Annotated in this window: 19 protein-coding genes; 16 read left to right on the top strand and 3 right to left on the bottom strand. The window is 66.6% G+C overall.

Translation table 11 applies throughout. From position 1 onward, the window contains the following. The first annotated feature begins 5 nt into the window (after positions 1–5). The 3 genes from J2X65_RS11105 (at position 6) to J2X65_RS11095 (ending at position 2465) form a co-directional block, all read left to right on the top strand. Positions 6–413, top strand: a complete 408-nt coding sequence (locus J2X65_RS11105) for a nuclear transport factor 2 family protein (RefSeq protein ID WP_310200973.1) — start codon at positions 6–8, stop codon at positions 411–413. Between the two features lie 112 nt (positions 414–525). Then, the gene (locus J2X65_RS11100) at positions 526–1251 is read left to right on the top strand and encodes a lysophospholipid acyltransferase family protein (RefSeq protein WP_310200972.1); all 726 of its coding nucleotides are present in this window, start codon (positions 526–528) and stop codon (positions 1249–1251) included. Continuing rightward, entirely contained in the window at positions 1248–2465 is a 1218-nt protein-coding gene (locus J2X65_RS11095; protein ID WP_310200971.1) for an FAD-dependent oxidoreductase, read from the top strand. Before J2X65_RS11100 ends, J2X65_RS11095 begins: the two co-directional genes overlap by 4 nt. Before the next feature lie 6 nt (positions 2466–2471). On the opposite strand, the gene J2X65_RS11090 is transcribed toward J2X65_RS11095, so the two are convergent. Together J2X65_RS11090 and J2X65_RS11085 are read right to left on the bottom strand one after the other, a co-directional pair. Continuing rightward, positions 2472–2873, bottom strand: a complete 402-nt coding sequence (locus J2X65_RS11090; protein ID WP_310200970.1) for a DUF1398 family protein — start codon at positions 2871–2873, stop codon at positions 2472–2474. Between the two features lie 30 nt (positions 2874–2903). Next, entirely contained in the window at positions 2904–3365 is a 462-nt protein-coding gene (locus tag J2X65_RS11085; protein WP_310200969.1) for a MarR family transcriptional regulator, read from the bottom strand. 292 nt (positions 3366–3657) lie between these two features. On the opposite strand from J2X65_RS11085, the gene J2X65_RS11080 reads away from it, so the two are divergent. The 10 genes from J2X65_RS11080 (at position 3658) to J2X65_RS11035 (ending at position 15912) form a co-directional block, all read left to right on the top strand. Further along, on the top strand, positions 3658–4587 hold the full coding sequence (locus J2X65_RS11080; RefSeq protein WP_310200968.1) for a LysR family transcriptional regulator: 930 nt from the start codon (positions 3658–3660) through the stop codon (positions 4585–4587). Positions 4588–4734: 147 nt separating this feature from the next. Next, positions 4735–5904 (top strand): ABC transporter substrate-binding protein, encoded by a 1170-nt coding sequence (locus J2X65_RS11075; RefSeq protein WP_310200967.1) that lies wholly within the window; start codon positions 4735–4737, stop codon positions 5902–5904. Positions 5905–6058: 154 nt separating this feature from the next. Continuing rightward, a complete protein-coding gene (locus J2X65_RS11070; protein ID WP_310200966.1) occupies positions 6059–7099 on the top strand; it encodes an ABC transporter ATP-binding protein in 1041 nt (346 codons plus the stop codon). Then, positions 7096–8043 (top strand): ABC transporter permease, encoded by a 948-nt coding sequence (locus J2X65_RS11065; RefSeq protein WP_310200965.1) that lies wholly within the window; start codon positions 7096–7098, stop codon positions 8041–8043. The genes J2X65_RS11070 and J2X65_RS11065 overlap by 4 nt, the downstream gene beginning before the upstream one ends. 228 nt (positions 8044–8271) lie before the next feature. Then, the gene (locus J2X65_RS11060; protein WP_310200964.1) at positions 8272–9078 is read left to right on the top strand and encodes an ABC transporter permease; all 807 of its coding nucleotides are present in this window, start codon (positions 8272–8274) and stop codon (positions 9076–9078) included. Between the two features lie 27 nt (positions 9079–9105). Beyond that, positions 9106–10545 carry a gamma-aminobutyraldehyde dehydrogenase gene (locus tag J2X65_RS11055; protein WP_310200963.1) on the top strand — a complete coding sequence of 480 codons (1440 nt, stop codon included), beginning with the start codon at positions 9106–9108 and terminating at the stop codon, positions 10543–10545. Between the two features lie 95 nt (positions 10546–10640). Then, entirely contained in the window at positions 10641–11228 is a 588-nt protein-coding gene (locus J2X65_RS11050) for a 5'-methylthioadenosine/S-adenosylhomocysteine nucleosidase (protein ID WP_310200962.1), read from the top strand. Next, a complete protein-coding gene (locus J2X65_RS11045; RefSeq protein WP_310200961.1) occupies positions 11195–11569 on the top strand; it encodes a hypothetical protein in 375 nt (124 codons plus the stop codon). The genes J2X65_RS11050 and J2X65_RS11045 overlap by 34 nt, the downstream gene beginning before the upstream one ends. A 152-nt stretch (positions 11570–11721) precedes the next feature. Beyond that, positions 11722–12822 (top strand): efflux RND transporter periplasmic adaptor subunit, encoded by a 1101-nt coding sequence (locus J2X65_RS11040; protein WP_310200960.1) that lies wholly within the window; start codon positions 11722–11724, stop codon positions 12820–12822. 9 nt (positions 12823–12831) lie between these two features. After that, positions 12832–15912: an efflux RND transporter permease subunit gene (locus J2X65_RS11035; RefSeq protein WP_310200959.1), complete on the top strand. Its 3081-nt coding sequence runs from the start codon at positions 12832–12834 to the stop codon at positions 15910–15912. Between the two features lie 190 nt (positions 15913–16102). Here J2X65_RS11035 and J2X65_RS11030 read toward each other — a convergent pair whose 3' ends face one another. After that, positions 16103–16738 carry a MarC family protein gene (locus J2X65_RS11030; RefSeq protein ID WP_310200958.1) on the bottom strand — a complete coding sequence of 212 codons (636 nt, stop codon included), beginning with the start codon at positions 16736–16738 and terminating at the stop codon, positions 16103–16105. Between the two features lie 792 nt (positions 16739–17530). On the opposite strand from J2X65_RS11030, the gene J2X65_RS11025 reads away from it, so the two are divergent. From J2X65_RS11025 to J2X65_RS11015, 3 genes are all read left to right on the top strand, one after another. Further along, positions 17531–24436 (top strand): hypothetical protein, encoded by a 6906-nt coding sequence (locus tag J2X65_RS11025; RefSeq protein WP_310200957.1) that lies wholly within the window; start codon positions 17531–17533, stop codon positions 24434–24436. A gap of 116 nt (positions 24437–24552) precedes the next feature. After that, positions 24553–25110: an invasion associated locus B family protein gene (locus J2X65_RS11020; protein WP_310200956.1), complete on the top strand. Its 558-nt coding sequence runs from the start codon at positions 24553–24555 to the stop codon at positions 25108–25110. A gap of 236 nt (positions 25111–25346) precedes the next feature. Further along, positions 25347–26102, top strand: a complete 756-nt coding sequence (locus J2X65_RS11015; RefSeq protein WP_310200955.1) for a GntR family transcriptional regulator — start codon at positions 25347–25349, stop codon at positions 26100–26102. The last annotated feature ends 291 nt before the right edge of the window (positions 26103–26393 follow it).

Genomic DNA, 26393 nt, shown 5'->3' with positions numbered 1-26393 from the left:
TGCGCATGAGCGAAACCCCAACATCTTCATCCGGTCCCGCCATGGGCGATCACGATGCACTGCTGCGCTCCAATCTCGACGGCGTCTTCAACGAGCGCGAAGCGGGGCGTCGCGCCGCCGGGGTCGCGGCTCTCTATGTGGCCGATCCCGTGATGTACGAGCCCGATGCCGTCGTCTCCGGGCGCACGGCCATCGCCGAGGTCGCCGGTCGCCTTCAGGTGCAGTTCGGGCCGGACTTCCGGTTTGTTCCCGTCGGGCGCGCGACCGGCCATCACGGCATCGCCTGCCTGCGATGGCAGGCCGGCCCCGCCGCTGGCCCGGTGGTGGTCACCGGCGCGGACGTGGCCGAGATTGTCGAGGGTCGGATCGCACGTCTCTGGGTGCTGCTCGATCCGCCGCCTGCCGCGGATTGAGCTGAAGCGCGGGCCGCCCGGCTTCTGGTAAAGGAAGCCGGGCGGCCCCGTCGCCCGTCGCGCTTTCATCTGCTACTAGCAGCGGCACCTCTCAGCTCCCGCCGGAAGCCGCATGCTGCGCCCGTTGTCGATCCTGTTCCTGCCGCTGCTCGTCCTGTGGACGCTGCTCCTCGCGCCCGCCGCGCCGGTGCTGGCGCTGATGAAGAGCCCCGTAAGGGTGCGCACGTTCTCCCGCTTCTGGGCCCGCGGCGTGCTGGCGATCCTGCGCGGTGCCGGCGGGCTCGGCTATCGCGAGATCGGCCGCGGCAACCGTCCGTCCGGGCCGTCGCTTTATGTCGCCAACCACCAGTCCGCCTGGGAGACCATCGCCTTCGCCGTGCTGGTGCCGGATGTCGCCATCGTGCTGAAGGAGGAGCTTTACCGCATCCCGGTATTCGGCTGGTTCCTGCGCCACTCGCCGATGATCGCCATCGACCGCGCCGGCGGCGCTTCCTCGCTCAAGAAGATGCTGCGCGAGGGCCGCGAGGCGGTGGCCGCCGGCCGCAGCATCCTCATCTTCCCGGAGGGCACCCGGCGCGGGCCGCATGAGCGCGCCGAGTTCCAGCGTGGCGTCGTTCTGCTCTACAAGGCGCTCGGCCTGCCGGCGGTGCCGGTCGCCCATAATGCCGGGCTGTTCTGGAAGGGGCGCAGCTTCACCCTGAACCCGGGTACGGTTACCGTCAGCTACCTGCCGGCGCTGCCGCCGGGGCTGCCGGATGAGGAATTCCTGCGTCGCGCTCCCGAGGCGATCTATGCCGAGCGCGACAGATTGGTGGCTGAGGTGGAGGCACATCGATGAGCGTCGTCGTCATCGGCAGCGGACAGGCGGGATTCCAGCTTGCCGCCAGCCTGCGCGAGGCCGGCTATGAGGAGCCGGTCACCCTGGTCGGCGATGAGCCGGGCCTGCCCTATCAGCGCCCGCCGCTGTCCAAGGCCTATCTCAAGGGAGAGGTCGGCGCCGATCACCTCGAATTGCGCCCGGCCGCCTTCTTCGCCGATCATCGCATCGGCCTCGCCCATGGCCGTATCGTCGCGGTGGACCGCGTCGCGCGGCGGGTGACGCTGGAAGGCGACGGCACGCTGCCCTATGGCCATCTCGTCTTCGCCACCGGCGCCCGCAACCGCGTGCTGCCGGTGCCGGGTGCCGAGCTTGACGGCGTGTTCTATCTGCGCGGCCTTGCCGATGCCGATGCCGTCAAGGCGGCGCTGCCGGCGGCCGGGCGGGTGGTGGTGGTCGGTGCCGGCTTTATCGGGCTGGAGTTCGCCGCCGTCGCCCGCAAGCTCGGCCATGAGGTGGTCGTCATCGAGGCCGCCCCGCGCGTGCTCGGCCGCGCTGTCGGCGCCGCGATGTCGGAATTCTTCGCGGCGGAGCACCGCGCCATGGGCACCACGCTGACCCTCGGCGCCGGCGTTGCCCGGCTGATCGGCGAGGGCGGGCGGGTGGTGGCGGTGGAGACCGCCGAGGGCGAGCGCATCGCCGCCGATCTGGTGATGGTCGGTATCGGCGTGGTGCCGAATGTCGAGCTCGCCGCCGCTTCGGGCCTCGCGGTCGACAACGGCATCGCCGTCGATGCGCATCTCCTCACCGAGGACGGCGCGGTCTCGGCCATTGGCGACGTCGCTTCCTATCCGAGCCACCATGCCGACAATGTCCGGGTGCGGCTGGAATCGGTGCAGAACGCCGCCGACCACGGCCGCTGCGTCGCCGCCCGCCTCACCGGCAGGCCGCATGCCTATGAGGCGGTGCCGTGGTTCTGGAGCGACCAGGCCGACCTCAAGCTGCAGATGGTCGGTCTCGCCCGGCCGGGCGACGAGGAGGTGGTGCGCGGCGATCCGGCGGCGCGGCGCTTCTCGGTGTTCCGCTTCCGCGAGGGGCGGCTGGTGGCGATCGAAAGCCTCAATCGCCCCGCCGACCACATGCTCGGCCGCCGCCTGCTCGCCGGTATCCCGACGCTGACCCCGGAACAGGCCGGCGACGAGGGCTTCGAGCTGAAAAGCCTGCTGGCTCGGTGACGGGCGCTAATCCGGGAACGCCTCGACATGCGTCTCGGCGGTGCGCCCGATATACAGTGCCCGCCGGCCGCTGAACGAGACGAGATAGAACCCGCAGCCGGCGGTCGCCGCCTTCTCGCAGAAGCCTTTATAGCTATAGCCCGGCACCTGGTGCTGCGCCTCGCGGATCGCCGCCTGCAGCAGGCGGGCATCGAAGGCGGGCGCGACCGGGGTCGCCGGCCGGTGCGCCGGCAATTCCAGGTTGTCGCCGTCCGGCAGGTAATAGGTCGCCGTCGCCCGCCGGAAATCGACGGCATAACCCTCGAAGCCGGCCGCGCTCAGCGCGCCGACGATCTGCGGGAAACTCATGGCGTCGTTCCACGATGCCGCTAGGCAGGCGCGGGCTGTCTCCGTCTGGTGGTCGGTCATGGAATCGCTCCGCGACAGAGTTGCTTCGGGTCAGTCGAGCGGCGGTGTTGTCATGCGACCGCGTTCAACCATGCGCATCAGCAGGTCTCTCAGCGTCTGCCGCTCCTCGGCCGTCAGCAGGTCGAAGAACGCGGCATCGTTACGGTCGGCGAGCGCGGCGAGCTCTGGCACCAGCGCAACCCCCGCCGTTGTCAGGGCGAGCGTCTGCGTCCGCCCGTCCGCCTCGCTCGGCCGCCGGGCGAGCAGCGCCTTGCCGATCAGCCGGTCGGCGAGCTTGGTGACCGCGCCGCGCGTCAACCCCATCGCATCGGCGAGGCGGCTCGGCGGCGTCGGCTCGCGGTCGTAGAGCGCGCGCATCAGGCTCCACTCGGCGACCGTCACCCCCTTGTCGGCCAGCTGGGCGGCGAATGCGTGCGAGACATGGTTGGATACCATCCGCAACCAGAAGCCGAGATGGGTGGTGAGTTCTGAAACCGGAGGCGTCGGGGTCATGGCTTCCCTTTTGATTGACAAGGAAACTATCTCGAGATGGTTTCCTTGTCAATCAATTCGATAGAGCGATCTTTGGGCGGGCAGGGGCCGGCTGGGCAACCACGCTCGGACCGTCTTATCGGCAACATCGCCGGGACGGCCGGGACGATGTCTGGCCTCATCGGCCTTGGTCGGTCGTTTTCGTTCCCATCATACACCGCATCAGACTGGCTTCTCGGCCTGTCCGGCAGTCTATCCAGCCGGTGGGGGCCGATGTTACCATCGGCCATTGACAGTCATATCGGGTTTTCCGATGGCCTTCTCGTTGCGCCAGTTGCAATATTTCGTCGCCGTCGCCGAGAACGGCTCGGTATCGTCGGCCGCGCATATCCTCTCCATCTCGCAATCGACCGTCACCGAGGCGTTGCGCGAGCTGGAACTCGACCTCGGCTTCAAGCTGCTGGAACGCCATGCCCGCGGCGCCGACCTGACGCTGAAGGGCCACCATTTCCTGCGTCACGCGCGAAAAATCCTCGGCGATGTCGCCGATGCCCGCCGCGCGCTCTCCGGCTCGGAAGGCGCGGCGCTGGAAGGCCGGCTGGCGCTCGGCGTGACGCCCTTGGTCGCCGGCTACGTCTTCTCCGACCTTCTGGCCCGCTTCCGCCGGGCGTTCCCCGGCGTGGCGGTGGAGGCGGTCGAGGACGCCGGCGACTATCTCGAACATCTCCTCGTCGGCGGCGAACTGGATGTCGCGGTGATGGTGCTGCCGCCCGGGCGGCGTTCCGCCGCCTTGCAGACCGAGCCGGTGCAGGTCTCGCCCTACCGGGTGTGGATGCCGCTCGGCCATCCGGCGCTCGCCGAGGAGAGAGTCAGCCTGCGCGATCTCGCCGAGGAACCGCATGTGCTTCTCACCATTGACGAAATCGCCGAGGCGTCCGAGATCGTCTGGCGCCGGCTCGGCATCCGCCCGCCGGTCGCCTTCCGCACCCGCTCGGTGGAGGCGGTGCGCTCGCTGGTGGCGACCGGGGCCGGCGTGGCGGTGCTGCCGGACCTCACCTACCGTCCCTGGTCGCTGGAGGGCGACAAGATCGAGGCGCGCCAGCTCGCCGAGGAACTGCCGGCCATCGAGGTCGCCACTGCCTGGCGGCGCGGCTCGCCGCTTTCGCCCGCCGCTGCCGGCTTCCTGTCCGTCGCCGGCACCCGCCAGCCGGCCCGCATCCGCCATGGCGGTGCCATCGCCTGACGCCATCCTCTGTCTTGGGAATGCCGCAATATAACTCATCGGTTTTTCCGATGCCTGCGTTCTTTTCTTTGGTGTGGCGAGCGGGCGGACGCAGCGGCACACTTCCCTCAAAGGGTCCGCAAGGCCCGCAGAACAGAGGGAACAAGCATGCGCACGTACACCCGTTTTCTGCAGCTGCCGGCGCTGGTCGCCTGTGCCTCGCTCACCGTGCAACCCCTTGTCGCCGCTGAATTAAAAGAGCTCGGAAAGGGCGAGGGGCAAGTGGATATCGTCGCCTGGGCCGGCTATATCGAGCGCGGCGAGACCGACAAGGCCTATGATTGGGTCACCGATTTCGAGAAGAAGACCGGCTGCAAGGTCAATGTGAAGACCGCCGGCACCTCCGACGAGATGGTGGCGCTGATGAACGAGGGCGGCTTCGACCTCGTCACCGCCTCCGGCGACGCTTCGCAGCGGCTGATCGCCGGCAAGAAGGTCGCCCCGATCAACACCAAGCTGATCCCGAGCTGGGCAAGCGTCGACGACCGGCTGCAGAGCGCGCCCTGGCACACGGTGAACGGCGTGCATTACGGCGTGCCCTATCAATGGGGTTCCAACGTATTGATGTACAATACGGAAGCCTTCAAGGGCGAAGCGCCGAAGAGCTGGAGCGTGGTTTTCGAGGAGCAAACCCTGCCGGACGGCAAGTCCAACAAGGGGCGCATCCAGGCCTTTGACGGGCCGATCTACATTGCCGATGCCGCGCTCTATCTGATGGCGCACAAGCCCGAGCTCGGCATCAAGGACCCGTATGAGCTGACCGAGGCGCAGTACAAGGCGGCCCTCGATCTGCTGCGCCAGCAGCGCAAGATCGTGCAGCGCTACTGGCACGATGCGATGATCCAGGTCGACGACTTCACCAATGAGGGCGTGGTCGCCTCCTCTTCCTGGCCGTTCCAGGTCAACCTTTTGGTGAGCCAGAAGAAGCCGGTCGCCTCGACCATTCCCGCCGAGGGGGCCACCGGCTGGGCCGACACCACCATGATGCATGTCGACGCCGCGCATCCCAACTGCGCCTATATGTGGATGGAGCATTCGATCTCCCCGAAGGTCCAGGGCGATCTCGCCGCCTGGTTCGGCTCGGTGCCGGCGGTGCCGGCGGCCTGCAAGGGCAATGAATTGCTGGGTGCTGAGGGATGCGCGACCAATGGCGCCGGCAACTTCGAGAAGACGCATTTCTGGCGCACGCCGGTCGCCAAGTGTCCGACCCAGGCCGAGGGTTGCGTGCCCTATTATCGCTGGGTGTCGGACTACATCGCCGTGCTCGGCGGGCGGTAGCCGCGCCATTCTCGAACACCCTCATCCTGAGGGGCCCGGACGAAAGCCCGTGCCTCGAGGATGCTGAAACCGAAGACGCTCGGACGGGTATCCTTCGAGGCTCGCTTCGCCTGCACCTCGGGATGAGGTTGCGCGCGTTGAACTGGACCGTCACATGCACGCCTTCACCGCCAGCACCGCCATCCCCGCCGTCCGTTTCGCCGGTGTAGCCCGGCATTTCGGGGCGGTGAGAGCGGTGGATGGCGTCGATCTCTCCATCGCGCCGGGCGAGTTCTTCGCCATGCTCGGTCCGTCCGGCTCGGGCAAGACGACCTGCCTGCGCCTCATCGCCGGCTTCGAGCAGCCCGACGCCGGGCATATCGAGATCTTCGGCGAGACGGTGGAAGGTCTGCCGCCCTATCGCCGGCCGGTGAACACCGTGTTTCAGGATTACGCGCTGTTTCCGCATCTCTCGGTCGGCGAGAACGTCGCCTATGGGCTGAAAGTGCGCGGCGTTGCCCGTGCCGAGCGTGAAAGGCTCGCACGCGAAGCCCTCGCCCTCGTCAAGCTAGCCGGCCTGGAGACGCGCCGGCCGGCGCAGCTGTCCGGCGGCCAGCGCCAGCGCGTCGCGCTCGCCCGCGCGCTGGTGGTGCGCCCCAAGGTGCTGCTGCTGGACGAGCCGCTGGGCGCGCTCGATCTCAAGCTGCGCGAGGAGATGCAGGTCGAATTAAAGAGCCTGCAACGGGCGCTGGGCCTTTCTTTCGTGTTCGTCACTCACGACCAGGGCGAGGCACTTTCCATGGCCGACCGGGTGGCGGTGTTCAATGAAGGCCGCATCGTGCAGGTCGGCCCGCCGGAGGAGGTCTATGAGCGTCCGGCCAATCGCTTCGTCGCGGCCTTCGTCGGCGCGGCGAATGTGATCGAATCCGAGATGGCGGTCACGCTCGGCGCCGCCGGCGGCCTCTACAGCCTGCGGCCGGAGAAGATCGCGCTGCTGGCTGCCGGCGCGCCGGTGCCGGACCACGCCGCCGCGATCGAGGCGCACGTCGTCGATGTCTCCTATCAGGGGCCGGTGCGGCGCCTCGCGGTCCGCACCTCTGCCGGGGTGGCGCTCACCGCCGCCGTGCCGGCCGCCCATCGTGCGCCCGCATCCGGGGAGAGTGTGCGCCTTGCCATTCCGCTGGCGGCGCTCATGCCGATGGAGGGTGAGCGATGAGCCTCGCCAGCCTCGATTTGCCGGCGCCGCGCGAGGGCGTTCTCCGCCGCCTCTCCGACGCGCTGTTGCGCCATAGGCAGCTCATCGTGCTGCTGCTGCTCGCGCCGCCGCTCATCTGGCTCGGCCTGGTCTATCTCGGCAGCCTGTTCGTCTTCCTCGGCCAGGCGATCTTCTCGATCGACGAATTCTCCGGCACCATCGTGCGCGAGCCGACCACGGCGACGCTGCTGGAACTGTTCCGCCCGGCCAATTTCGACATTCTGATGCGCACGGTCGGCATCGCCACGGCGGTTACGCTGCTGTGCGCGCTCATCGCCTTTCCCATCGCCTATTATGCCGCGCGCTATGCCGGGCCGCGCGCCAAGGCGGCGTTCTACCTCGCGGTGATGATGCCGCTGTGGTCGAGCTACCTCGTCAAGGTCTATGGCTGGAAGCTGCTGCTGGCGAAGGAGGGCGCCATCTCCTGGTTCGCCGGCCGCCTCGGCCTCGACGGCGCGCTGAACGCGTGGCTGGCGCTGCCGCTGGTCGGCGGGCCGTCGCTGTCGGTCTCCTATACCGGCATGGTGCTCACCTTCACCTATCTCTGGTTGCCCTTCATGATCCTGCCGGTGCAGTCGGCGCTGGAGCGGGTACCGTCGAGCCTCATCGAGGCCGCTGGCGATCTCGGCGCCGGCCCCGGCTACACGTTCCGAAGCGTGATTCTGCCGCTCGCCATGCCCGGCGTGGTGGCGGGGGCGGTGTTCACCTTCTCGCTGACGCTCGGCGACTACATCGTGCCGCAGATCATCGGCACCTCGGCCCTGGTGCTCGGGCAAGCAGTCTACACGCTGCAGGGAACCGCCGGGAACATCCCGCTCGCCGCCGCCTTCTCGCTGGTGCCGATCCTCGTGATGGCGCTGTTCCTGACGCTCGCCAAGCGGACGGGAGCCTTCGATGCGATGTGAACGACGCGACCACGCGGACGGTGCGGCATCCTCTCCCCGCGCCGAACCCGGTTGTTACCGCGTTCGGCCTCTCATGAGGCCGACCTCGGATATGTCCGGTGGCGGCGCGGTGGGATGGGGTGAGGGAGCGTTCGGCCTCGATGTTTCCGCGCGCTCCTCCTCGCGCGTCCGCGGCGCGGCCGACCTCTCCCCAACCGGGAGAGGCAAGGAAAACGGGAGCGCCGCCCGATGACCCGCCCCTCGCTCGGCCTGAAGATCGCGGCGCTCGGCGGGCTCGCCTTCCTGCATGTGCCGCTGCTGTTCATCCTGCTCTATGCCTTCACCACCGAGGAGAAGAGCTACGCCTTTCCCCCGCCGGGCTACACGCTGAAATGGTTCGGCGTGGTGTGGGGGCGGGCCGATATCTGGGCGGCGGTGGGGCTTTCGTTGAAAGTGGCGGCAATTGCGACCCTCATCGCCCTGGTGCTCGGCACGCTGGCGGCCGGGGCACTGGCACGGGCGAAGTTCTTCGGCCGGGAGCCGATCTCGCTGCTGTTCGTGCTGCCGATCGCCCTGCCGGGCATCGTGACCGGTATCGCGCTGCGCCAGGCTTTCGGGCTGATGGAGATCCCTTTCTCCTTTTGGACCATCGTGCTCGGCCACGCGACCTTCTGCATCGTCGTCGTCTACAACAATGCGGTCGCCCGGCTACGGCGGCTGTCGCCCTCGCTGATCGAGGCGTCGATGGACCTCGGCGCCGACGCATTCCAGACCTTCCGCCTCGTCGTACTGCCGAATATCGGCACCGCGCTGCTCGCCGGCGGCATGCTCGCCTTCGCGCTTAGCTTCGATGAGGTGATCGTCACCACCTTCACCGCCGGCCAGCAATCGACCCTGCCGATCTGGATGCTGTCGGAGCTGATCCGCCCGCGCCAGCGGCCGGTCACCAATGTCGTCGCCGTCCTCGTCATCCTCGTCACCTTCCTGCCCATCCTCGCTGCCTACTACCTCGCCCGCGAGGGAGGGCAGGCAAGGGGTGCGGCGAGGGGGCGATAACTGCCGGCAAATAGGGAGAAGCCCGATATGACCGCCACTTTCGACACCGAGATGCTGATCGGCTCCGCCTTCCTCGCCGGTACCGAGACGCCGGAGACGGTGCTCAATCCCAAGACCGAAGAGACGCTGATCGAATTGCCGGAAGCTTCCGTCGACCAGATCGACGCGGCGGTGAATGCCGCCGAGGCGGCATTCAGGAACTGGGCCCGCACCACGCCGGTCGAGCGGTCCTACCTGCTGCTCAAGCTTGCGGACCGCATCGAGGCCGAGGCGGAAGCCTTCGCGACGCTGGAAGCGTTGAACTGCGGCAAGCCGCGCCACGCGGTGCTGCGCGACGAAATCCCCGGCGTGGTCGATTGCTTCCGCTTTTTCGCCGGCGCGGTGCGCACCCAGCACGGCATGGTGGCGGGCGAGTACCTTGCCGGGCATACCTCGATGATCCGCCGCGACCCGATCGGCGTCGTCGCCTCCATCGCGCCGTGGAACTACCCGCTAATGATGGCGGCGTGGAAGCTCGCCCCGGCCCTGGCCGGCGGCAACACCGTAGTGATAAAGCCCTCCGAGCAGACGCCGCTGACCACGCTCAAGCTCGCCAGGCTGATCGCCGACATCTTCCCGGAAGGGGTGGTGAATGTGGTGGTTGGGCGCGGCGAGAGCGTCGGCAATGCGCTGATCAACCATCCCAAGGTGGCGATGGTTTCGCTCACCGGCGACATCGCCACCGGCAAGAAGGTGCTCACTGCCGCTGCAAGGAGCGTGAAGCGGACCCATCTCGAACTCGGCGGCAAGGCGCCGGTGATCGTGTTCGATGATGCCGATCTCGCCGAGGTGGTCGAGGGCGTGAAGAGCTTCGGCTATTACAATGCCGGACAGGACTGCACCGCCGCCTGCCGCATCTATGCGGCGGACAGGATCTACGACAACCTCGTCGCCGACCTCGCCTCGGCAGTCTCCGGGCTGAAATTCGCGTCGCCGAACGACGAGGAGAACGACATCGGCCCGCTGATCTCCGCCCGCCAACGCGCCCGCGTCGCCTCCTTCGTCGAGCGGGCCTCGGAACTCGACCATATCGAGGTGGCGACGGGCGGCAAGCCGGCTTCCGGCCGAGGCTTCTTCTACGAGCCGACCGTGGTTGCCGGTGCGTTGCAGTCGGACGAGATCGTGCGGCGCGAGGTGTTCGGGCCGGTGGTGTCGGTCACTCGCTTTTCCGATGTCGACGATGCGGTGGCCTGGGCGAATGACAGTGACTATGGCCTGGCCTCGTCGGTCTGGACCAGGGACATCTCCCGGGGCATGGCGACCGCCGCCCGGCTGCAATATGGCTGCACCTGGGTGAACTGCCATTTCATGCTGGTGAGCGAGATGCCGCATGGCGGGCTCAAGCAGTCCGGCTACGGCAAGGACCTCTCCGCCTATGCGCTGGAGGATTACACCGTGGTGCGGCACGTGATGGTGAGGAACGGCTGAGGGCGCTTAGCCGGCTGGTGCGCCGGTGCCGCCCGCCCTGTAGGATCGTCGGCGCGCCATTGTGATGGCGCGCCGTTTCTATTCCTGGGGGCATCATGTCGTCTGCCGTCTCGCCGCTGCGCTTTTTTCTCGCCGCAATGGTTCTGCTGATCTCTCTGCTGCCGGCGGCGGCGGAGCCGGTGGATGCGACGCCCCGCATCGCCGTGCTGTGTGCCTTCGAACCCGAATGGAAGGCCTTGCGTGCCGTCGCCACTCATATGGAGGAGCGCGATTATAAGGGCGTTCCCATCGTCACCGGCGAGATCGAGGGCAAGCCGGTAGTGCTGGTGATGACCGGGGTGAGCATGGTCAATGCCGCGATGACCACCCAGATGACGCTGGATCGCTATAATGTGACCCGCATCGTGGTCTCGGGCATCGCTGGCGGCGTCGATCCCTCGCTGAACATCGGCGACATCGCGGTGCCGGAGCGCTGGGGGCAATATCTCGAGGTGATCCTGGCCCGCGAGACGCCGCAGGGCTTTCGGCTGCCCTCCGATGACACGCCGGATTTCGCCAATTTCGGCATGATGTTTCCTCGTGGCGTGCGGGTGTTCCGCGAGGCCAGGCCTCCTCGCCCCGGCAGTTCTGGTTCGATGTCGATCCCGCCATGCTGGAGGTGGCGCGCAAGAGCGAGGCCGTGACCGACAGCGAACTCCAGCGTTGCAGCGCCGACAAGGTGTGCCTGCTGAAGGCGCCGCGGGTGCGGGTCGGCGGCCACGGCGTCTCGGGCCCCGCCTTCGTCGACAATGCCGCCTTCCGCAGCTTCACCTTCGACACGTTCAAGGCCCAGGTGCTGGATATGGAAAGCGCCGCCATCGCCCATGTGGCGACGACCAACGGCGTGCCGTTCATCGTCTTCCGGGCGCTGTCGGATCTCGCCGGCGGCGGGCCGGGCGAGAACGAGATGCTCGTTTTCATGGATCTCGCGGCGAATAATTCCGTAGCGGTGATGCGTACCTTCCTCAAGGCATTGCCGGATTGAACCGGCTGTCTGTGATAGGATGACCATGACCAGCGCCGATGTGATCGCCGGCTGGCCTTTATGACAAAGTTTTAAGTTGGAACTTTTCAGGAGTTCTGCACTGTCGCACCCTGGGCGCTTTTTGCAGCGCGGCGATAGGCGAGGAAATGTGTATGCGACGCGTGACGGGCCTGCTTCTCTGTCTGGCCGTGCTGGCGGGAGCTGGAATGCTCGCCCATCGGCAGGGCTGGATCGCGGGTGGCCTGTCCGCCGTGAAGGGCGAGGCGCGTGCCGCACCGGAAGCCCGTCAGGCGCCTCGCATCCCCGTCGAGGTGGCGGTTGCCCGGCAGGAACAGGTCACCTCCGACATCCGTTCCATCGGCACGCTGCAATCCGACGAATCGGTCAAGGTCGCGTCCGAGGTCGCCGGCCGGATCGAGCGGCTGGCCTTCAAGGAAGGCGAACAGGTGCAGGCCGGCGCCGTGCTCGTCCAGCTCGATGCGGCGCTAGTTAAGGCCTCGTTGGAAGAGAGCGAGGCGCGGCTTGAACTCGCCAAGGCCAATTACGATCGCGCCCAGCGTCTGCAGCAGTCGGGTTCCGGTACCGCGCGCGCGCTCGACGAGGCGAAGGCCGAGCTCAACACCGCTTCCGCGCTGATCGATTCCCAGCGCGTGCAAATCTCCAAGCATACGATCAGCGCCCCGTTCGACGGCGTCGTCGGTCTGCGTTCCATATCCGTCGGCGCGTATATCCCGATTGGTACCGCCCTGGTGAACCTCGAAAAGATCGACGTGCTCAAGGTCGACTTCAAGGTACCGGAGATTTTCCTGCGGCAGATCGGCCCCGGCCAGAATGTCGAGATTGCCGTGGATGCGATGCCGGACCGCCATTTCACCGGCACTGTCTACGCCATCGATCCCATGGTCGATGTCAATGGTCGCTCGATCAGCGTGCGCGCTAATCTGCCCAATCCGGATCTGGTGCTGCGGCCCGGCCTGTTCGTGCGGGTGGTGGTCAAGGGACTCGACAGCCGTCCGACGGTGTTCGTGCCGGAGAGCGCCATCGTGCCGCGCGGGCAGGAGCGCTTCGTCTGGCTGGTGGCCGACGGCAAGGCCAAGGAAACCAAGGTCGAGCTCGGCCAGCGCCGTGCCGGCGAGGTGGAGATCCTCAAGGGCGTGCCGGTCGGGGCCAGCGTCGTGGTCGCCGGCCAGGGCCGGTTGCGCAACGGCGCCACGGTCGAGGTGGTGCCGACCCCGCCGGCCACGCAGAGCTGAGGCGGCGCAATGGGTATATCGGAGCTGTGCATCCGCCGCCCGGTCTTCGCCACGGTGCTGAGCCTCCTGATGGTACTGGTCGGCATCGTCTCCTACAGCCGCCTCACCGTGCGCGAATATCCCAACATCGACGAGCCGGTGGTATCGGTGGTCACCCGCTATCCCGGCGCCTCGGCGAGCATCGTCGAGAGCCAGGTCACGCAGGTGCTGGAAGGCTCCATCGCCGGCATTGAGGGTATCGACGTCCTCGAATCCACCAGCCGCTCGGAATCGAGCCGCATCACCGTGCGCTTCCGCCTCGAAGTGAATCCGGACGTGGCGGCCAGCGACGTGCGGGACCGGGTGAGCCGCGTGCGCCAGCGCCTGCCGGACGAGATCGACGAGCCGGTGATCTCCAAGGTCGAGGCCGACGCCCAGCCGGTGGTGTTCATCGTGTTCAGCTCCAACCGCATGAACGCGCTGGAGCTGTCGGACTATATCGACCGCTACGTCGTCGACCGCTTCAAGAATCTGACCGGCGTCGCCGATGTGCAGATCTATGGCGAGCGGCGCTATGCCATGCGCATCTGGATCGACCGCGAGCGCCTTGCCGCCTATGAGCTGACGGTGCAGGACGTCGAGGATGCCCTGCGCGCCCAGAACGTCGAGATTCCGTCCGGTCGCATCGAGAGCGCGGATCGCGAGTTCAACGTGCTCTCGCGCACCGCGCTCGCCACCGTCGACCAGTTTGACGACATCATCGTCAAGCGCGCCAATGGCGCCCAGGTGCGGCTTGCCGACGTCGCGCGGGTCGAGCTCGGCGCGGCGGACGAGCGTCGTTCCAGCCGTTTCAATGGCGGGCAGGCGATCATCGTCGGCATCATCAAGCAGGCGGTGGCGAACCCGCTCGACGTGTCGTCCGGCGTGCGCGCGGTGCTGCCGGAGATTAACGACACGCTGCCGGAAGGCATGAGCGCCACCATCGGCCAAGACAATTCGGTATTCATCGACCGCTCGATCCGCGCGGTGTTCCACACCATCCTCGAGGCGGTGGTGCTGGTGGTGCTGGTGATCGTGATCTTCCTGCGCTCGTTCCGGGCGTCGCTGATCCCGGTGATCACCATCCCCATCTCGCTGATCACCACCTTTGCGCTGATGTATGCGCTGGGATTCAGCGTCAATACGCTGACCCTGCTCGCCATGGTGCTGGCCATCGGCCTGGTGGTCGATGACGCCATCGTGGTGCTGGAGAACATATTCCGCCACATCGAGCACGGCATGAAGCCCATTCCCGCGGCCATCCGAGGCGCCCGGGAGATCGGCTTCGCGGTCATCGCCATGACGCTGACGCTGGCCGCCGTCTATGCGCCGGTCGCCTTTGCCGCCGGCCGCACCGGACGCCTGTTCACCGAGTTCGCGCTGACGCTGGCCGGGGCGGTGCTGGTCTCCGGCTTCGTGGCGCTGACGCTCACGCCGATGATGTGTTCGCGCCTGCTCAGGCACGAGCCCAATCCTGGCCGGATTTCCGCTTTCGTCGAACGTGGGTTGCGCGGGCTGGAGGGAGGCTATCGGCGCATGCTCGGCGGCGTGCTGAGGATGCGGGCGCTGGTGCTGCTGCTGGCGCTCGTCGTCGCCGGCGCCAGCGCCTATTTCTTCGTGGTCCTGCCCTCCGAGCTGTCGCCGGTCGAAGACCGCGGCACGGTGCGGGTGACGGGCAACGGGCCGGAAGGCTCGACGCTGTCTTATACCTCCCGCTACACCGGGCAGATCGACACCATCCTCGGCAAGATTCCTGAACTGGATTCGGTGCTGATCATCAACGGCATGCCGGAGGTAAACCGCTTCCTGGTCATGGGCCGGCTGAAGGATTGGGACGATCGCGAGCGTCGCCAGCAGGACATCGTCGCCGCCACCTCGCCGCAGCTGCGCCGCATCGCCGGCGTCAACGCCTACGCCAACAACCCGGCTTCGCTCGGCGCCTCCAATAATTCCCGGCCGATCGAGTTCGTGCTGCAGACCTCCGGCACCTATGAGGAGCTGGACGAGTATGTGAACCAGTTCCTGGCCCGCATCGCCGATTATCCCGGCCTCGTCAGTGTCGACAGCGATCTGAAGCTCAACAAGCCGGAGATTTCGGTCACCATCGATCGTGCCAAGGCGGCGGATCTCGGCATCGATGTCGCCGTGCTCGGCCGGACCCTGGAAAGCCTGCTTGGCGGGCGACAGGTGACGCGTTTCGAGGTCAGCGGCGAGCAATACGACGTCTATGTCCAGCTCGACGCCAGCGACCGCGCCTCGCCGACCACGCTCGACACCATCTATCTGCGCTCGGCCAACGGGCAGATGGTGCAACTCGCCAACCTCGTCTCGGTCCGCGAGACGGTGGCGCCGCAGGAGCTCAAGCGCTTCAACCAGCTGCGCTCGGCCACCATCTCCGCCAATCTGGCCCCGGGGTTCTCGCAGGGCGAGGCGCTGGCGTTCCTCGATCAGGCGGCGCGCGAGGTGCTGCCCGATACGGTGCGCACCGACGTTGCCGGCCAGAGCCGCGAATTCCGCGCCGCTGGGCAGAGCCTTGCCGTCGTCTTCGTGCTGGCGCTTGGCTTCATCTATCTGGTGCTGGCGGCGCAGTTCGAGAGCTTCCGCGACCCGGTGATCATCATGCTCACCGTCCCGCTGTCGATGACCGGGGCGCTCGCCGCGCTCTACTATGCCGGCGGTACGTTGAACGTCTATTCGCAGATCGGGCTGGTGACTCTGGTCGGCCTGATCACCAAGCACGGCATCCTGATCGTCGAATTCGCCAACCAGCAGCAGGAGGCCGGCCTTGACCGCCGCGCTGCGGTCATCGAGGCGGCGGTGCTGCGCCTGCGGCCGATCCTGATGACCACCGGCGCCATGGTGCTCGGTGCGGTGCCGCTGGCGCTGGCGACCGGCGCCGGCGCCGAAAGCCGGCAGCAGATCGGCTGGGTGATCGTCGGCGGCATGACGCTCGGCACGCTGCTCACCTTGTTCGTGGTGCCGACGGTCTATTCGCTGATCGGGCGCATCCACAGCCATCCGGCGGTCGAGGTGACCCCGACCCCGGTGCACGCGCCGGCACCCGCCGAATAGCCGGACGCCGGGACGCCTTCAGGCGGCATCGTGTGCGCCGCCGCCGGCTTCTTCCGTGGCAATCCTGACGGCAGTGGCAAACGACGGCGGGATGCCCCCGGAGGCGCAATAGGGCCATTTCCTGTCGCGCATCTCGGTGGCGGCGATACCGCCATCGGGCGGACCGGCCCGCTCGATTGCAGGTGGCGCCTCAGTGCCGCCAGCCGGGAAACACGCTCCCGAGCGCGCCGGTGATCATTTCCATGGCGATGGCGGCGAGGATGATGCCCATCAGACGCTTGGACACCGACAGCGCCGTCGGCGAGAGCTTGCTGCCGATCACCGGCGCCAGCGCCATCGCCGCGGCAAAGAAGACCAGATATCCGATGAGACCGGCATAATAGCCCGTGACGCCGGCGGTTCCATGCGCCTCCTGCGCGAACACGATCAGCGTCGCCATGGTGCCGGGACCGAGCGCGATGGGAAGGCCGAGCGGGTAGACGCCGACATTGGCGACCGTCTCGAAATGCTGCTGCTCGGCTTCGGTGCCCTGATGCGAGGAGTGATCGTCGCCGCTCAGCATGGAGAGCGCGATCATCAGCACGATCAACCCGCCGGCGAGCCGGAAATGCGGCACGTCAATGCCGAATAGGGAAAGCGCCGCCTGTCCGGCGAGGGCGCAGACCAGTGCCCCTGCCGTTACCGTGACGATCATGGCGATGAGGGCGCTGCGGCGCTGCGGCGGCGTGAGATCGGCGGTCAGGGCGAGGAAGACCGGAATGGTGCTGAGCGGGTTCATGATCGCGAACAGGGCCGCGAACAGCTTCGCCGTCAGTGTGACGTCCATGTTCTCGTCTCATCAAATCGATCGATCTGAACTGTTTCAGTCGCCGAGTGCGCCGCGAATGATCCCTTAGCACAAGGCGGCGGCGCCATGTGCGTTCGCGGTGCAGATCTCTGGAAAGGGCTATGGCCACGGACGGCGAGGCTAAAGAAATCCGGTTTCACCTCAGCCTCCGTTGATGCTGACGGCGGCCATGTCCAACCGCCGATGCCGCAGATTGTTGCACCGCGATGCCGCGACCGGCCAGCGCGGCTGAGCGTTGACGCCCGGTTCCCGCAGGGGTGATGAAAAGCGTCTCGGGTCTGAACCCGCTAAGTACCGTTCCAATCATCGTCAAATCGAGGTTGCGCGTGTGCGGCCGGAATTATTGCAATGCATCATGATACGACGCTGCCCGTCGGCTCTTTATTTGCAGGCATTTCGGCCGAGAGTGGAGGCTGAAGCCTTCTACGCGACGGGGGTGTCAAAAACGCCACGCAACATAATCAATCCTGCACCCGCCAAGTAAATGAACATGCGTCTGCTTGTTGCATCAAGAATTCGCTGATACCCCAATTCATGGACTGATTTTGGTCGTGGCCATTCGCGGTCGGATAGGGCCAGATGGTGCAGAATTGGGCGTGATTCGTCGCGTCCGGGGAAGCCGCCTGAAAAAGGCGGCGGCGGGGATTGGGGAACAGCATGACGTTCGAGACGCGTCGCGCAGGCTTCGTGCGCAGGTCGCCGGCTTTCCGCGGTCAATCAGAGGCGCGGCGCGGTGGGCTCCTTGGCTCCACGGCGATAGCGACCACCCTGGTGGCCATGATCTCGGCGGCGGCGCTCGTCGGCGCGAGCCCGGCGCAGGCCGCCTGCAACTTCGCCACCGGTGCCACCAATGCTGGTATCTTCGGCTTGGGAGGCCGCAACTGCCTCGCGCCTCCGGCGAATGTGGGGGCGGGTGTCGCGGTTTCGGGACGCGGCGTCGGCTCGATCGGCGACGTCAACAACCAGGGCAGCATCAGCAACACGTTTGGATCGGGCGCGGTGAACGCGGTCGATATCCTGTCCCCCGGTGTCGGCAATTACTCCGGCAGCGGAAGCGTCAACTCGACGGCGGGAACCGGCATCAACATCGTTGCCGCTTCGTCGAATGTGACGACCACGGGCGGAGTCATCATCGGCGGCGGCGGCGACGCGCTCAACATCACCGCCGGAACGGTGAGCGTCTCCGGCATCAACACGACTTATCAGGGGGCGGATGACGGCATCGACATCACCTCCGCCTCCTCAGGCATCAATCTGATCGGTGGCGTGGTCACCGGGGCGTCCGGCGACGGCATCGCGGTGACCGGAGGTACCACCTCCGTCACGACTACCGGCACCACCGTGATCGGCGGCAATAACGGCATCAATGTCGCAACCCTCGGCGGCCCTGCGACCGTGCTGGTGAATGGCGGCGTCGTGACCGGACTGGGAGGCGACGGTATCAGCGCCACCTCGATCGGCCTGCTCGGCCTGGGTGGCGCGACCTCCGTAACCACGGGCGCCGGTGCGGGCGTCGTCGGAAACGTCAACGGCATCAGCGCTTTGTCCGCCGGCCTCGACCTCGACACGTCCACCACGGTGGCCGCTAACGGCGCATCGGTGGCGGGGACGACGGGGATCGGCGTGCTCGCGGTATCGGCCTCCGGCTCGCTGAGCGGCAATGAGGGGGATGCCACCACGCACGTTACGGGCAGCGCCGCCATCACCGGTGACCAGTTCGGTGTGGTGGCGATCGCCGGCAGCGTCGGCGGCGACATTACCGGCCTCGATCCGAGCGATCCGCTTACCTGGCCCGTCGGTCAGGGCAAGGCCACCGTCGACGTGACCACCAGCGGCGACGTCACCGGCACCAACGGCTCCGGCGTCGTCGCGCTGGCCATCGGTAATGGCGGCAACGATGTCGATGTCGACACGCGCGGCGGTCGTGTGGTCGGCGGTGACGGTTTCGGCGTGCTTGCCGGCTCGCTCGCCACCGGCGGGACGCCGGGGACGGTCGACGTGCAGGCCAACGATGTCGCCGGCACCGCCGGCGGCGTGCTGGGCTTCAATACCAACGGCAATGCCACCGTGACGGTGAATGGCCTGGTGGAAGTGGCGCCGGGCGGTTTGATCGGCGTGGGCGCCATCTCCAATGGCGGCGACGCGAGGGTCAACTTCAACGGCACCATCGATCCGCCGCTCATCGGTGCCGGCTCGCTCGCCCTCGGCAATGGCACCGCCTCGACCACCGCATCCGGCACGATCGATGCCGATCTGATCGGTGTCGTCGCGCTCAATGTGGGTGATGGCCACGCCGTGGCGGATAACGATGCCGATGTGTTCTCCAGCGCCGGCGCCACGCCGCTGCTCGGAGTCGGTGCGGTGAAGATCGGCGATGACAATCCCGCCGGCCCGCCGGACGTGGTGGTGGACAACCGCGGCGATGTCTCCGATTTCGCTGTCGGCGTGCTCGGTCTCGCTGTCGGCGACGGCAATGACGTGCTGGTCGAGAACACCGGCACCATTGATGGCGGCTTCGTCGGCGTGGCCGGAGTCGCGATCGGCGCCGGCGGCGCCGGCAAAGCGGTGGTCGTCGACAATGGCGGCATCATCAAGAACAATGGTGGTCTTGGCGTACTCGGCCTCGCCATCGGCGACAATTACGAGGTCGATGTCGAGAATACCGGGTCGGTGCAGGCGCAGTTGCTCGGCGTCGGCGGCGTTCTGATCGGCGACAATGGCGGCGCCGATGCCGTCACCGTGTCGAATACCGGAGCGATTGCCACATCGGGCCTCGGCGTCATCGCCGCCGCGATTGGCGACAACAACGTCGTCGACGTGAACAATACCGGCCCGATCAGCGCCGGCATCGTCGGGGTCGGCGGTCTGCTTGTCGGCGATAACGGAGCCGTGGATGTCGGCAACCAGGGCGTTGTGGCTACCGCCGGGCTCGGCGTGATCGGCGTCGCCATCGGGGCCGGCAACACGGTTTCCGTCGTCAACAGCGGCCCGGTCGATGCCGGCATTCTCGGTGTAGGCGGCCTGCTCATCGGCGACAATGGCGGGGCCGGCGCGGTCAGCGTCACTAATCTCGGCCCTGTCCTCACCGATGGCCTCGGTGTCGCCGGCGCGGCCATCGGCGACGGCAATGGCGTCACGATCTCCTCCACTGGCCCGGTCGATGCCGGTATCGCGGGCGTTGCCGGTCTGGTCGTCGGCGACAACGGAACGGTCGAGATCGGCACCATCAGCAGCGGGTCGGTGACGTCCGATGCGGTGGGTGTGGTCGGTGCCGCCATCGGGGCCAATGGCAGCGTCGACATCGAAACCTACGGATCCGTCGATGCCGGTTTCCTCGGCGTCGGCGGCCTGATCATCGGCAATGACAGCGATCTCGTCATCCTGACGCGCGCCGACGTGACGTCGTCGGACGGGCTCGGCGTCGTGGGACTCGGCATCGGCACCAACAACCGGCTCGATGTCACCACCCGTGACCGTGTCGAGGGCGATCTCCTCGGCGTGGGAGCGTTGAATATCGGCGACGACAGCACCGTCACCCTCCTCACCGAGGACGAGGTGCATGCGGCGGGCGGTCTCGGCGTGCTCGGCGGAGCGATCGGCGACCGGAACCAGGTGCAGATTCTCACCTCCGATACGGTGGAAGGGGAGTATCTCGGCGTCGGCGGCCTGCTGATCGGCGGCCAGAACACGCTCGGCCTGACGGCGGTGGACGATGTCACCTCCGCCGGCGGCCTGGGCGTCGCCGTGCTGGGCGTAGGTAACGCGAACGACGTCGATGTGCTGACCCAGGGCGCCGTGTCCGGACGCTACCTCGGCGTCGGGGCGCTGAATCTCGGCAACGACAGCACCGTGGTGGTCACCACCGAGCAGGCGGTCGCGTCGGCCGATGGTCTCGGCGTCCTCGGCGGCGCGGTGGGGACGTCCGGCAATTCCGCCACCATTCTCACCGAGGCGGCGGTCTCCGGTCGCTATCTCGGTGTCGGCGGCATCGTGGTGGGCGCGGGCAGCAGCCTCGGCGTGACCACGCAAGGCTCGGTCACGGCGACCGAAGGGCTCGGCGTCGTCGGTATCGGCCTTGGCGACGACACCTCGGTGAACGTTCTCGCCGGGGATGCGGTGGACGGCCGCTATCTCGGCGTCGGTGGCCTCATCGCGGGAGCGGGCGGCTCGCTCTCCGTCGAGACGGCGGGGCCGGTGGTCTCGATCGACGGGCTTGGCGTGGCCGGCATCGGTCTTGGCAGCAACGTCATCGAAGTCGTCACCGGCGGCACGGTGGATGGCCGCTATCTCGGCGTCGGCGGCGTCGCGGTGGGCGACGACAGCTCGCTGTTAATCACGACCCAGGCGGCGGTCGCTTCGAGTGACGGGCTCGGCGTGCTCGGGCTGGGCATCGGTGAGAACGGTGCGCTCGGCGTCACCACCGGGGCGTCGGTGACCGGCAATCTGCTGGGCGTCGGCGCCCTGCAGATCGGCGACAATGCGGATGTCGACCTCGTCACCAATGGCACCGTGGTCGCCACGTCCGGTGTCGGTGTGATCGGCGGCGCCATAGGCAGCGGCGGCTCGCTCGATGTCACCACCTTCGGCGAGGTCGTGGCGCCGGTCGCCGGCGTGGTCGGCTTCAATCTCGGCGGCGACGCCAACGTCACCACCAATGCCAAGGTCTCGGTGCCGGGCGGCGGCTATGTCGGCGTGTTCGCGCTCGCGGCGGGCAGCGGCAACGCCACCACGACCATCAATGCCCAGATCGATCCGCCGGTGGTGGGCGGCGGCGCCTTCACCGTCGGTTCCGGCGCCGCCACGGTCAATGTGAACGCCAATGTGCAGGCGATGGAGGTCGGCATTCTCGGCGGCAATATCGGCACAGGAAACGTCAATATCAACGTCAATGACGCCGGCTCGATCCAATCCGACGGCGTCGGTGTGCTCGCCCTCAAGGGCGGCGATGGCGATACCACCCTCACTGTCAACGGCGCCATTGGCGGGCTTTCGGGAGCCGCGACAGGCAATGACGGCATCCTGGTGCTGAATGGCGGTGGCGCGGGCGTCGTAACCGTGTCGACCAACAGCTTCGGCACCATCACCGCCGGAGACGACGGCATCTCGGTGAACAAGTTCGCCAGTGACGGCAATGGCACCGAGGCGGTCGTCGTCAGCGCCGGCGGCAGCATCGTCGCCGCGGAAGACGGTATCGACATCGACCATGAGGTCGGCAACGGCGACGTCGCCGTGGTGAATTTCGGCACCATCAATGCCGGAGCGACCGGCATCAGCGTCGCCAAGACAGCAGGCGCCGGCGAGATCGGCGTCCTCGTTCTGGGCAACATCACGGCCGCCGCCGGTGTGACTGCCTATGGCGAGGCGCAGGACGGCGATGCCGCCGTCATCACCGGTTCGGGGACGGTGATATCCGCCGCCAATGCCGGCATCGCGGCGACCAAGCTCTCGGGCGGGTCTGGCGATACGGTGGTGATCACCGGCGATTCGTCCCGCCTCATCTCCGGCGGCACCGGCATCTCGGCGTTCAACAATATCGGCAGCGGCGGCAACGACGCATCGGTGACGGCCGGTTTCGGCAGCTCCGTCAGTGCCGGCAGCGACGCCATCGTCGCCGGCGGCTGGGATGATGTCGGTGTCACGACGGGGCAGAACAGCTTCATCCGCGGTGACGCGGGCGCGACCGGCACCGGCAGCGCCATCCGCATCATCAATGCCGATGTCGCGACGGTGACGGTTGGCCAGAACGCCATCGTCTCCGGCTCCGGCCAGAGCTGGCCAAATGCGGTGATCTCGGTCACCAGCGACGATGCCACAGTGATCAATATCGGCAATGCCGCGCTGGTCACCTCCTGGGCCTTCGACGGCAGTGTCCCGGCGAACAATGATCTCGTCACCGCCGCCGGCCGCATCGTCATCGACACCGATGGCGGTGCGACCACCATCAACAATTCGGGCACCCTCATCGGCCGCATCGGCCTCACCGACACCGCCGACAGCGTCAATAATCTCAGTTCGAACAGCTGGGTGGTGGTGGGCACTAACGGTTTCGGCGCCGGCGCCGATACGCTGACCAATCCCGGCCGCATCGTCACCGCGCTGCAGGGCAATGTCGCCGAGCAGACCAGCTTCCTCGCGCTGGAAAGCTTCGTGAACGGCGACCCGGCCAATGCCGGGGCCGGCCTGCTGACGATGGTGGACGAGGCGCCGGGCACCCTCGCCTTCAATGCCGCGCGCGACGTCACCTATACCAGCGGCACCTTCACCGGGGTGGGCAATAGCGGGCTGGGCGTCGACGCCTATCTCGGCGGCCCGGGCTCGACCTCGGATCGGCTGGTGATCGGCGGGCTTGATGTGAACGGCAACCCGATCGCGGGGGCCGCCACGCTCGGTACGACGAAGATCTTCGTGAACGATCTCAACACCGGGCCGGGCAGCTTCAACCCGGACGGCATCCTGGTCGTCACCGCTCAGAACGGCACGACGAACGCCTCGAACTTCGTGATCGACCCGAACTCGTCCAACTATGTGAACAAGTTCGGCGGCGTCATCGACAAGGGCCTGTTCATCTACGACCTCGCCGTGGCGCCGGTCGCCGGCGGCGGTACCGGGCAATATCTGGTCGGCGTTCCGGATCAGGAGGCCTATGAGCTGCCATCCTTTATCACCGGCGCGCAGACGATCTGGCACGAGACCGCCGGCCTCTGGCTCGATCGCCAGGCCGACCTGCGCTCCTATCTGCTGAACCCGGTGCCGGCTGGTCCTGCCGCGACCATCGTGACCAAGGAGCACGGACTGGTCACCAAAGCACCGCCCGTCGCGGCGCAGAGCGTCACGCCCGGCGTATGGGCGAAGGCGGTCGGCAGCTGGATGTCGCGTGACAATACCTCCAGCTACAGCGCCCTCGGCAACGATTACAGCTTCGACACCTCCTACAGCCAGGACACCTACGGCTTCATCGTCGGCGCCGATTTCGGCAAGACCACCGACAGCACGGCGTGGCTCTTCGGCGTCATGGGCGGCTACATCACCTCCTCGCTCGACTTCGACAATTCGCCGACCTCCGGTGACTATTCGGGTGGAACGGTGGGCGTGTACGGCACCTATATCAATGGCGGCTTCTTCCTCGACGCCCTGCTGAAGGCCGACTTCCTCGACCTCGACTACAGCGCGCCGACGCTGGGCGGCTTCGGCTATTCCAGCGAGAGCAGCGATGTGACCTCGGTCGGCTTCGTGCTCGACAGCGGCTATCGCATGGCCTGGACGGAGACGCTGTATTTCGAGCCGGTCGCCACGCTGGCCTATGTGAACACCAGCATCGACAATCTGGACGGCCTCTCTGGCACCAGCGTGCAGTTCAATGATGGGGACAGCCTGCGCGGGGCCCTGGGCGCCCGCATCGGCGGTCGGCTGCATGAGACCGACACCTACTGGATGGAAGCCTCGGCCGTCGGTCGCCTGTGGTACGAGTTCGACGGCGACAACACCGTTACCATCGTCAATCCGGGCACGCCTTTCAACGTGGCGGATGATTTCGACGGCGCCTTCGGCGAAGTGGGGGGCAATCTCAACTGGTTCTCCAAGGACAGCGGATGGAGCGGTTTCGTAAACGCCAACATCAAGTTCAACGGAGACTTCACCTCGGGAACGGCGCTTACCGGCGTGCGCTACAAGTGGTAATCTGTCGGTAGGATCGCAGAGCGACAGGTCGATCCTGCGGGGGCGGCCTGTTTCTTTGTGATCATGCGCAATGGTGGCCGCCTTGCTGGAGGCTTGTGCCCGAGAGGAGCACTCACATGACCCGCCAATGTTCGCCTCGTCGTCTCGGATTTCTCGGCCTGGTGTTGTCCCTCGCCGGCATGGCCATTGCCGGCCAGGCCTCCGCCCAGGTGCCTGCGGCGCAGCCGAACCCCGCGGCCCCGCCACGGACAGAAACCGTGGTCTATGAGAACTGGACGGTGACCTGCCGTGACAACCTTTCCAAGGGCGCAAAGAAGATCTGCTCGGCCAATCTGCGGATCACCAGCAGCCAGAACCGCCAGAACATCTTGATCTGGGAGATCGGCAATGACGGAGCCGGCAAACCCGTCTTTGCCCTGCGCACCCCGCTCGGGGTGATGATCAAGGACGGAGTGCAGCTCACCATCGATGCCGGCAAGCCGCGCAAGGTGGATTACATTTTGTGCGACGCCAATGGCTGCGAGGCAGCGGGAATGTTCGACGCCGCTCTCTCCCGCGAACTTGCCGGCGGCACCGAGGCGTTCGGCGGCTTCATGATGACGAACGGTCAACCCGTCCGGTTGAAGGTTCCCCTCAAAGGTATCGATCAGGCACTGGGAGCACTCCGCAGCTAGGTCTGACGGAAGGCGTTCGTCCGCGATCGTGTGTCAGGGGGTGGCCGCAATATCGGCTCGCATCCCTTAGGGTATCGTTACTAAGCCTTATTTGCGACCGATTTATTTTCCAAGACGATAACATTGCTCGCCAACCGCCGGTTTTTAGCTGGTTTGGCGTTGGTTTTATGTTGTGAGACGTCGCGGCTCAACCTGTTGGGCTGGTTCATGCGCCTCCATTTTAGTTTAAGGTTGACATGATTATTGCGCCGCGGCTCATTGATAGCCTTTTCGTGCATACCGATACGGCCATGCCTATTTATCGACAGCTCGAAGAGCAGGTCGCCGCGATGATCGCGGAGGGAACCCTGCCTGTCGGCTTCACCATGCCTGCGGAGCGTCAGCTTTCGGCGGAGTTGGGCGTCAGCCGCACCACGGTCCAGCGTGCCTATGACGCGCTGCGCAAGCGGAAGCTGCTCGCCGCGCATGGCCGGCTTGGCCATGTTGTTCAGGAGGCGGATTCGGTGCCGGTGCCGGCCCTGAACCGGCTGAGAAGTTTTACCGAGGAGATGGAAGAACTGGGGCGCAAGCCGACGAGCCGGATCGTCGAGCGCGTTGTCGTGGCCAATCGATCGATTGCCTCGATCTTCGGACGTCCCTCGACGACGATGTTCCTCAATCTTATCCGCATCCGCTACGGAGATGGCGTCCCGCTCGCCCGCGAGGTAGCTTGGTACGATCTCGAATGCTGCCCGAGCCTCGCCGAGGCGGATCTGTCGGGCTCGGTCTACGGCTATCTCGCCGATAATGGCGTGCCGCTCGGTCATTGCGAGAAATCGATCGAGGCCACTTCGCCGAGCGCCGAGGAATGCGCGGTCTTCGGCTTCAGCGAGCCCAGGCCGTGCCTTCTCGTCAAAAGCCGCTCCTTCGACAGGCAGCAGCGCATGGTTGAGTATGTCGAGAGCCTGTTCCGTGGCGACAGCTACGCCTATCGGCTCGAATTGAACGCCTGAGGCCGCCGCCTCACGCCACGACCATACGCTTGGCCATCCGGTTGGCTTCTGCCGATGAAGCATCGCCGCTGCTCATGATGGTTCCGGCCGCGTTATTGGATGGTCGGGGCGGGTCTGCGCCTCGTGTGGGCCGGAGGGAGCTACCGCCGGATTGTGAGTTTCCCCGCAAATTTTTCTGATGAGGACGGTGCGGCAGGCCGTGCATGCGTGCAGTGCGAAGCGCACGCGATTCGCGGATCCGCAACGCAAGGATCTCTCTCATCTGGCTCGCCGCTGATGGGTCGCTGCGTG

It is taken from the genome of Ancylobacter sp. 3268 (assembly GCF_031456575.1).
Classification (GTDB): domain Bacteria; phylum Pseudomonadota; class Alphaproteobacteria; order Rhizobiales; family Xanthobacteraceae; genus Ancylobacter.
The sequence above is the reverse complement of the archived record's forward strand: the minus strand, read 5'-3'. Positions and strand labels throughout refer to the sequence as shown.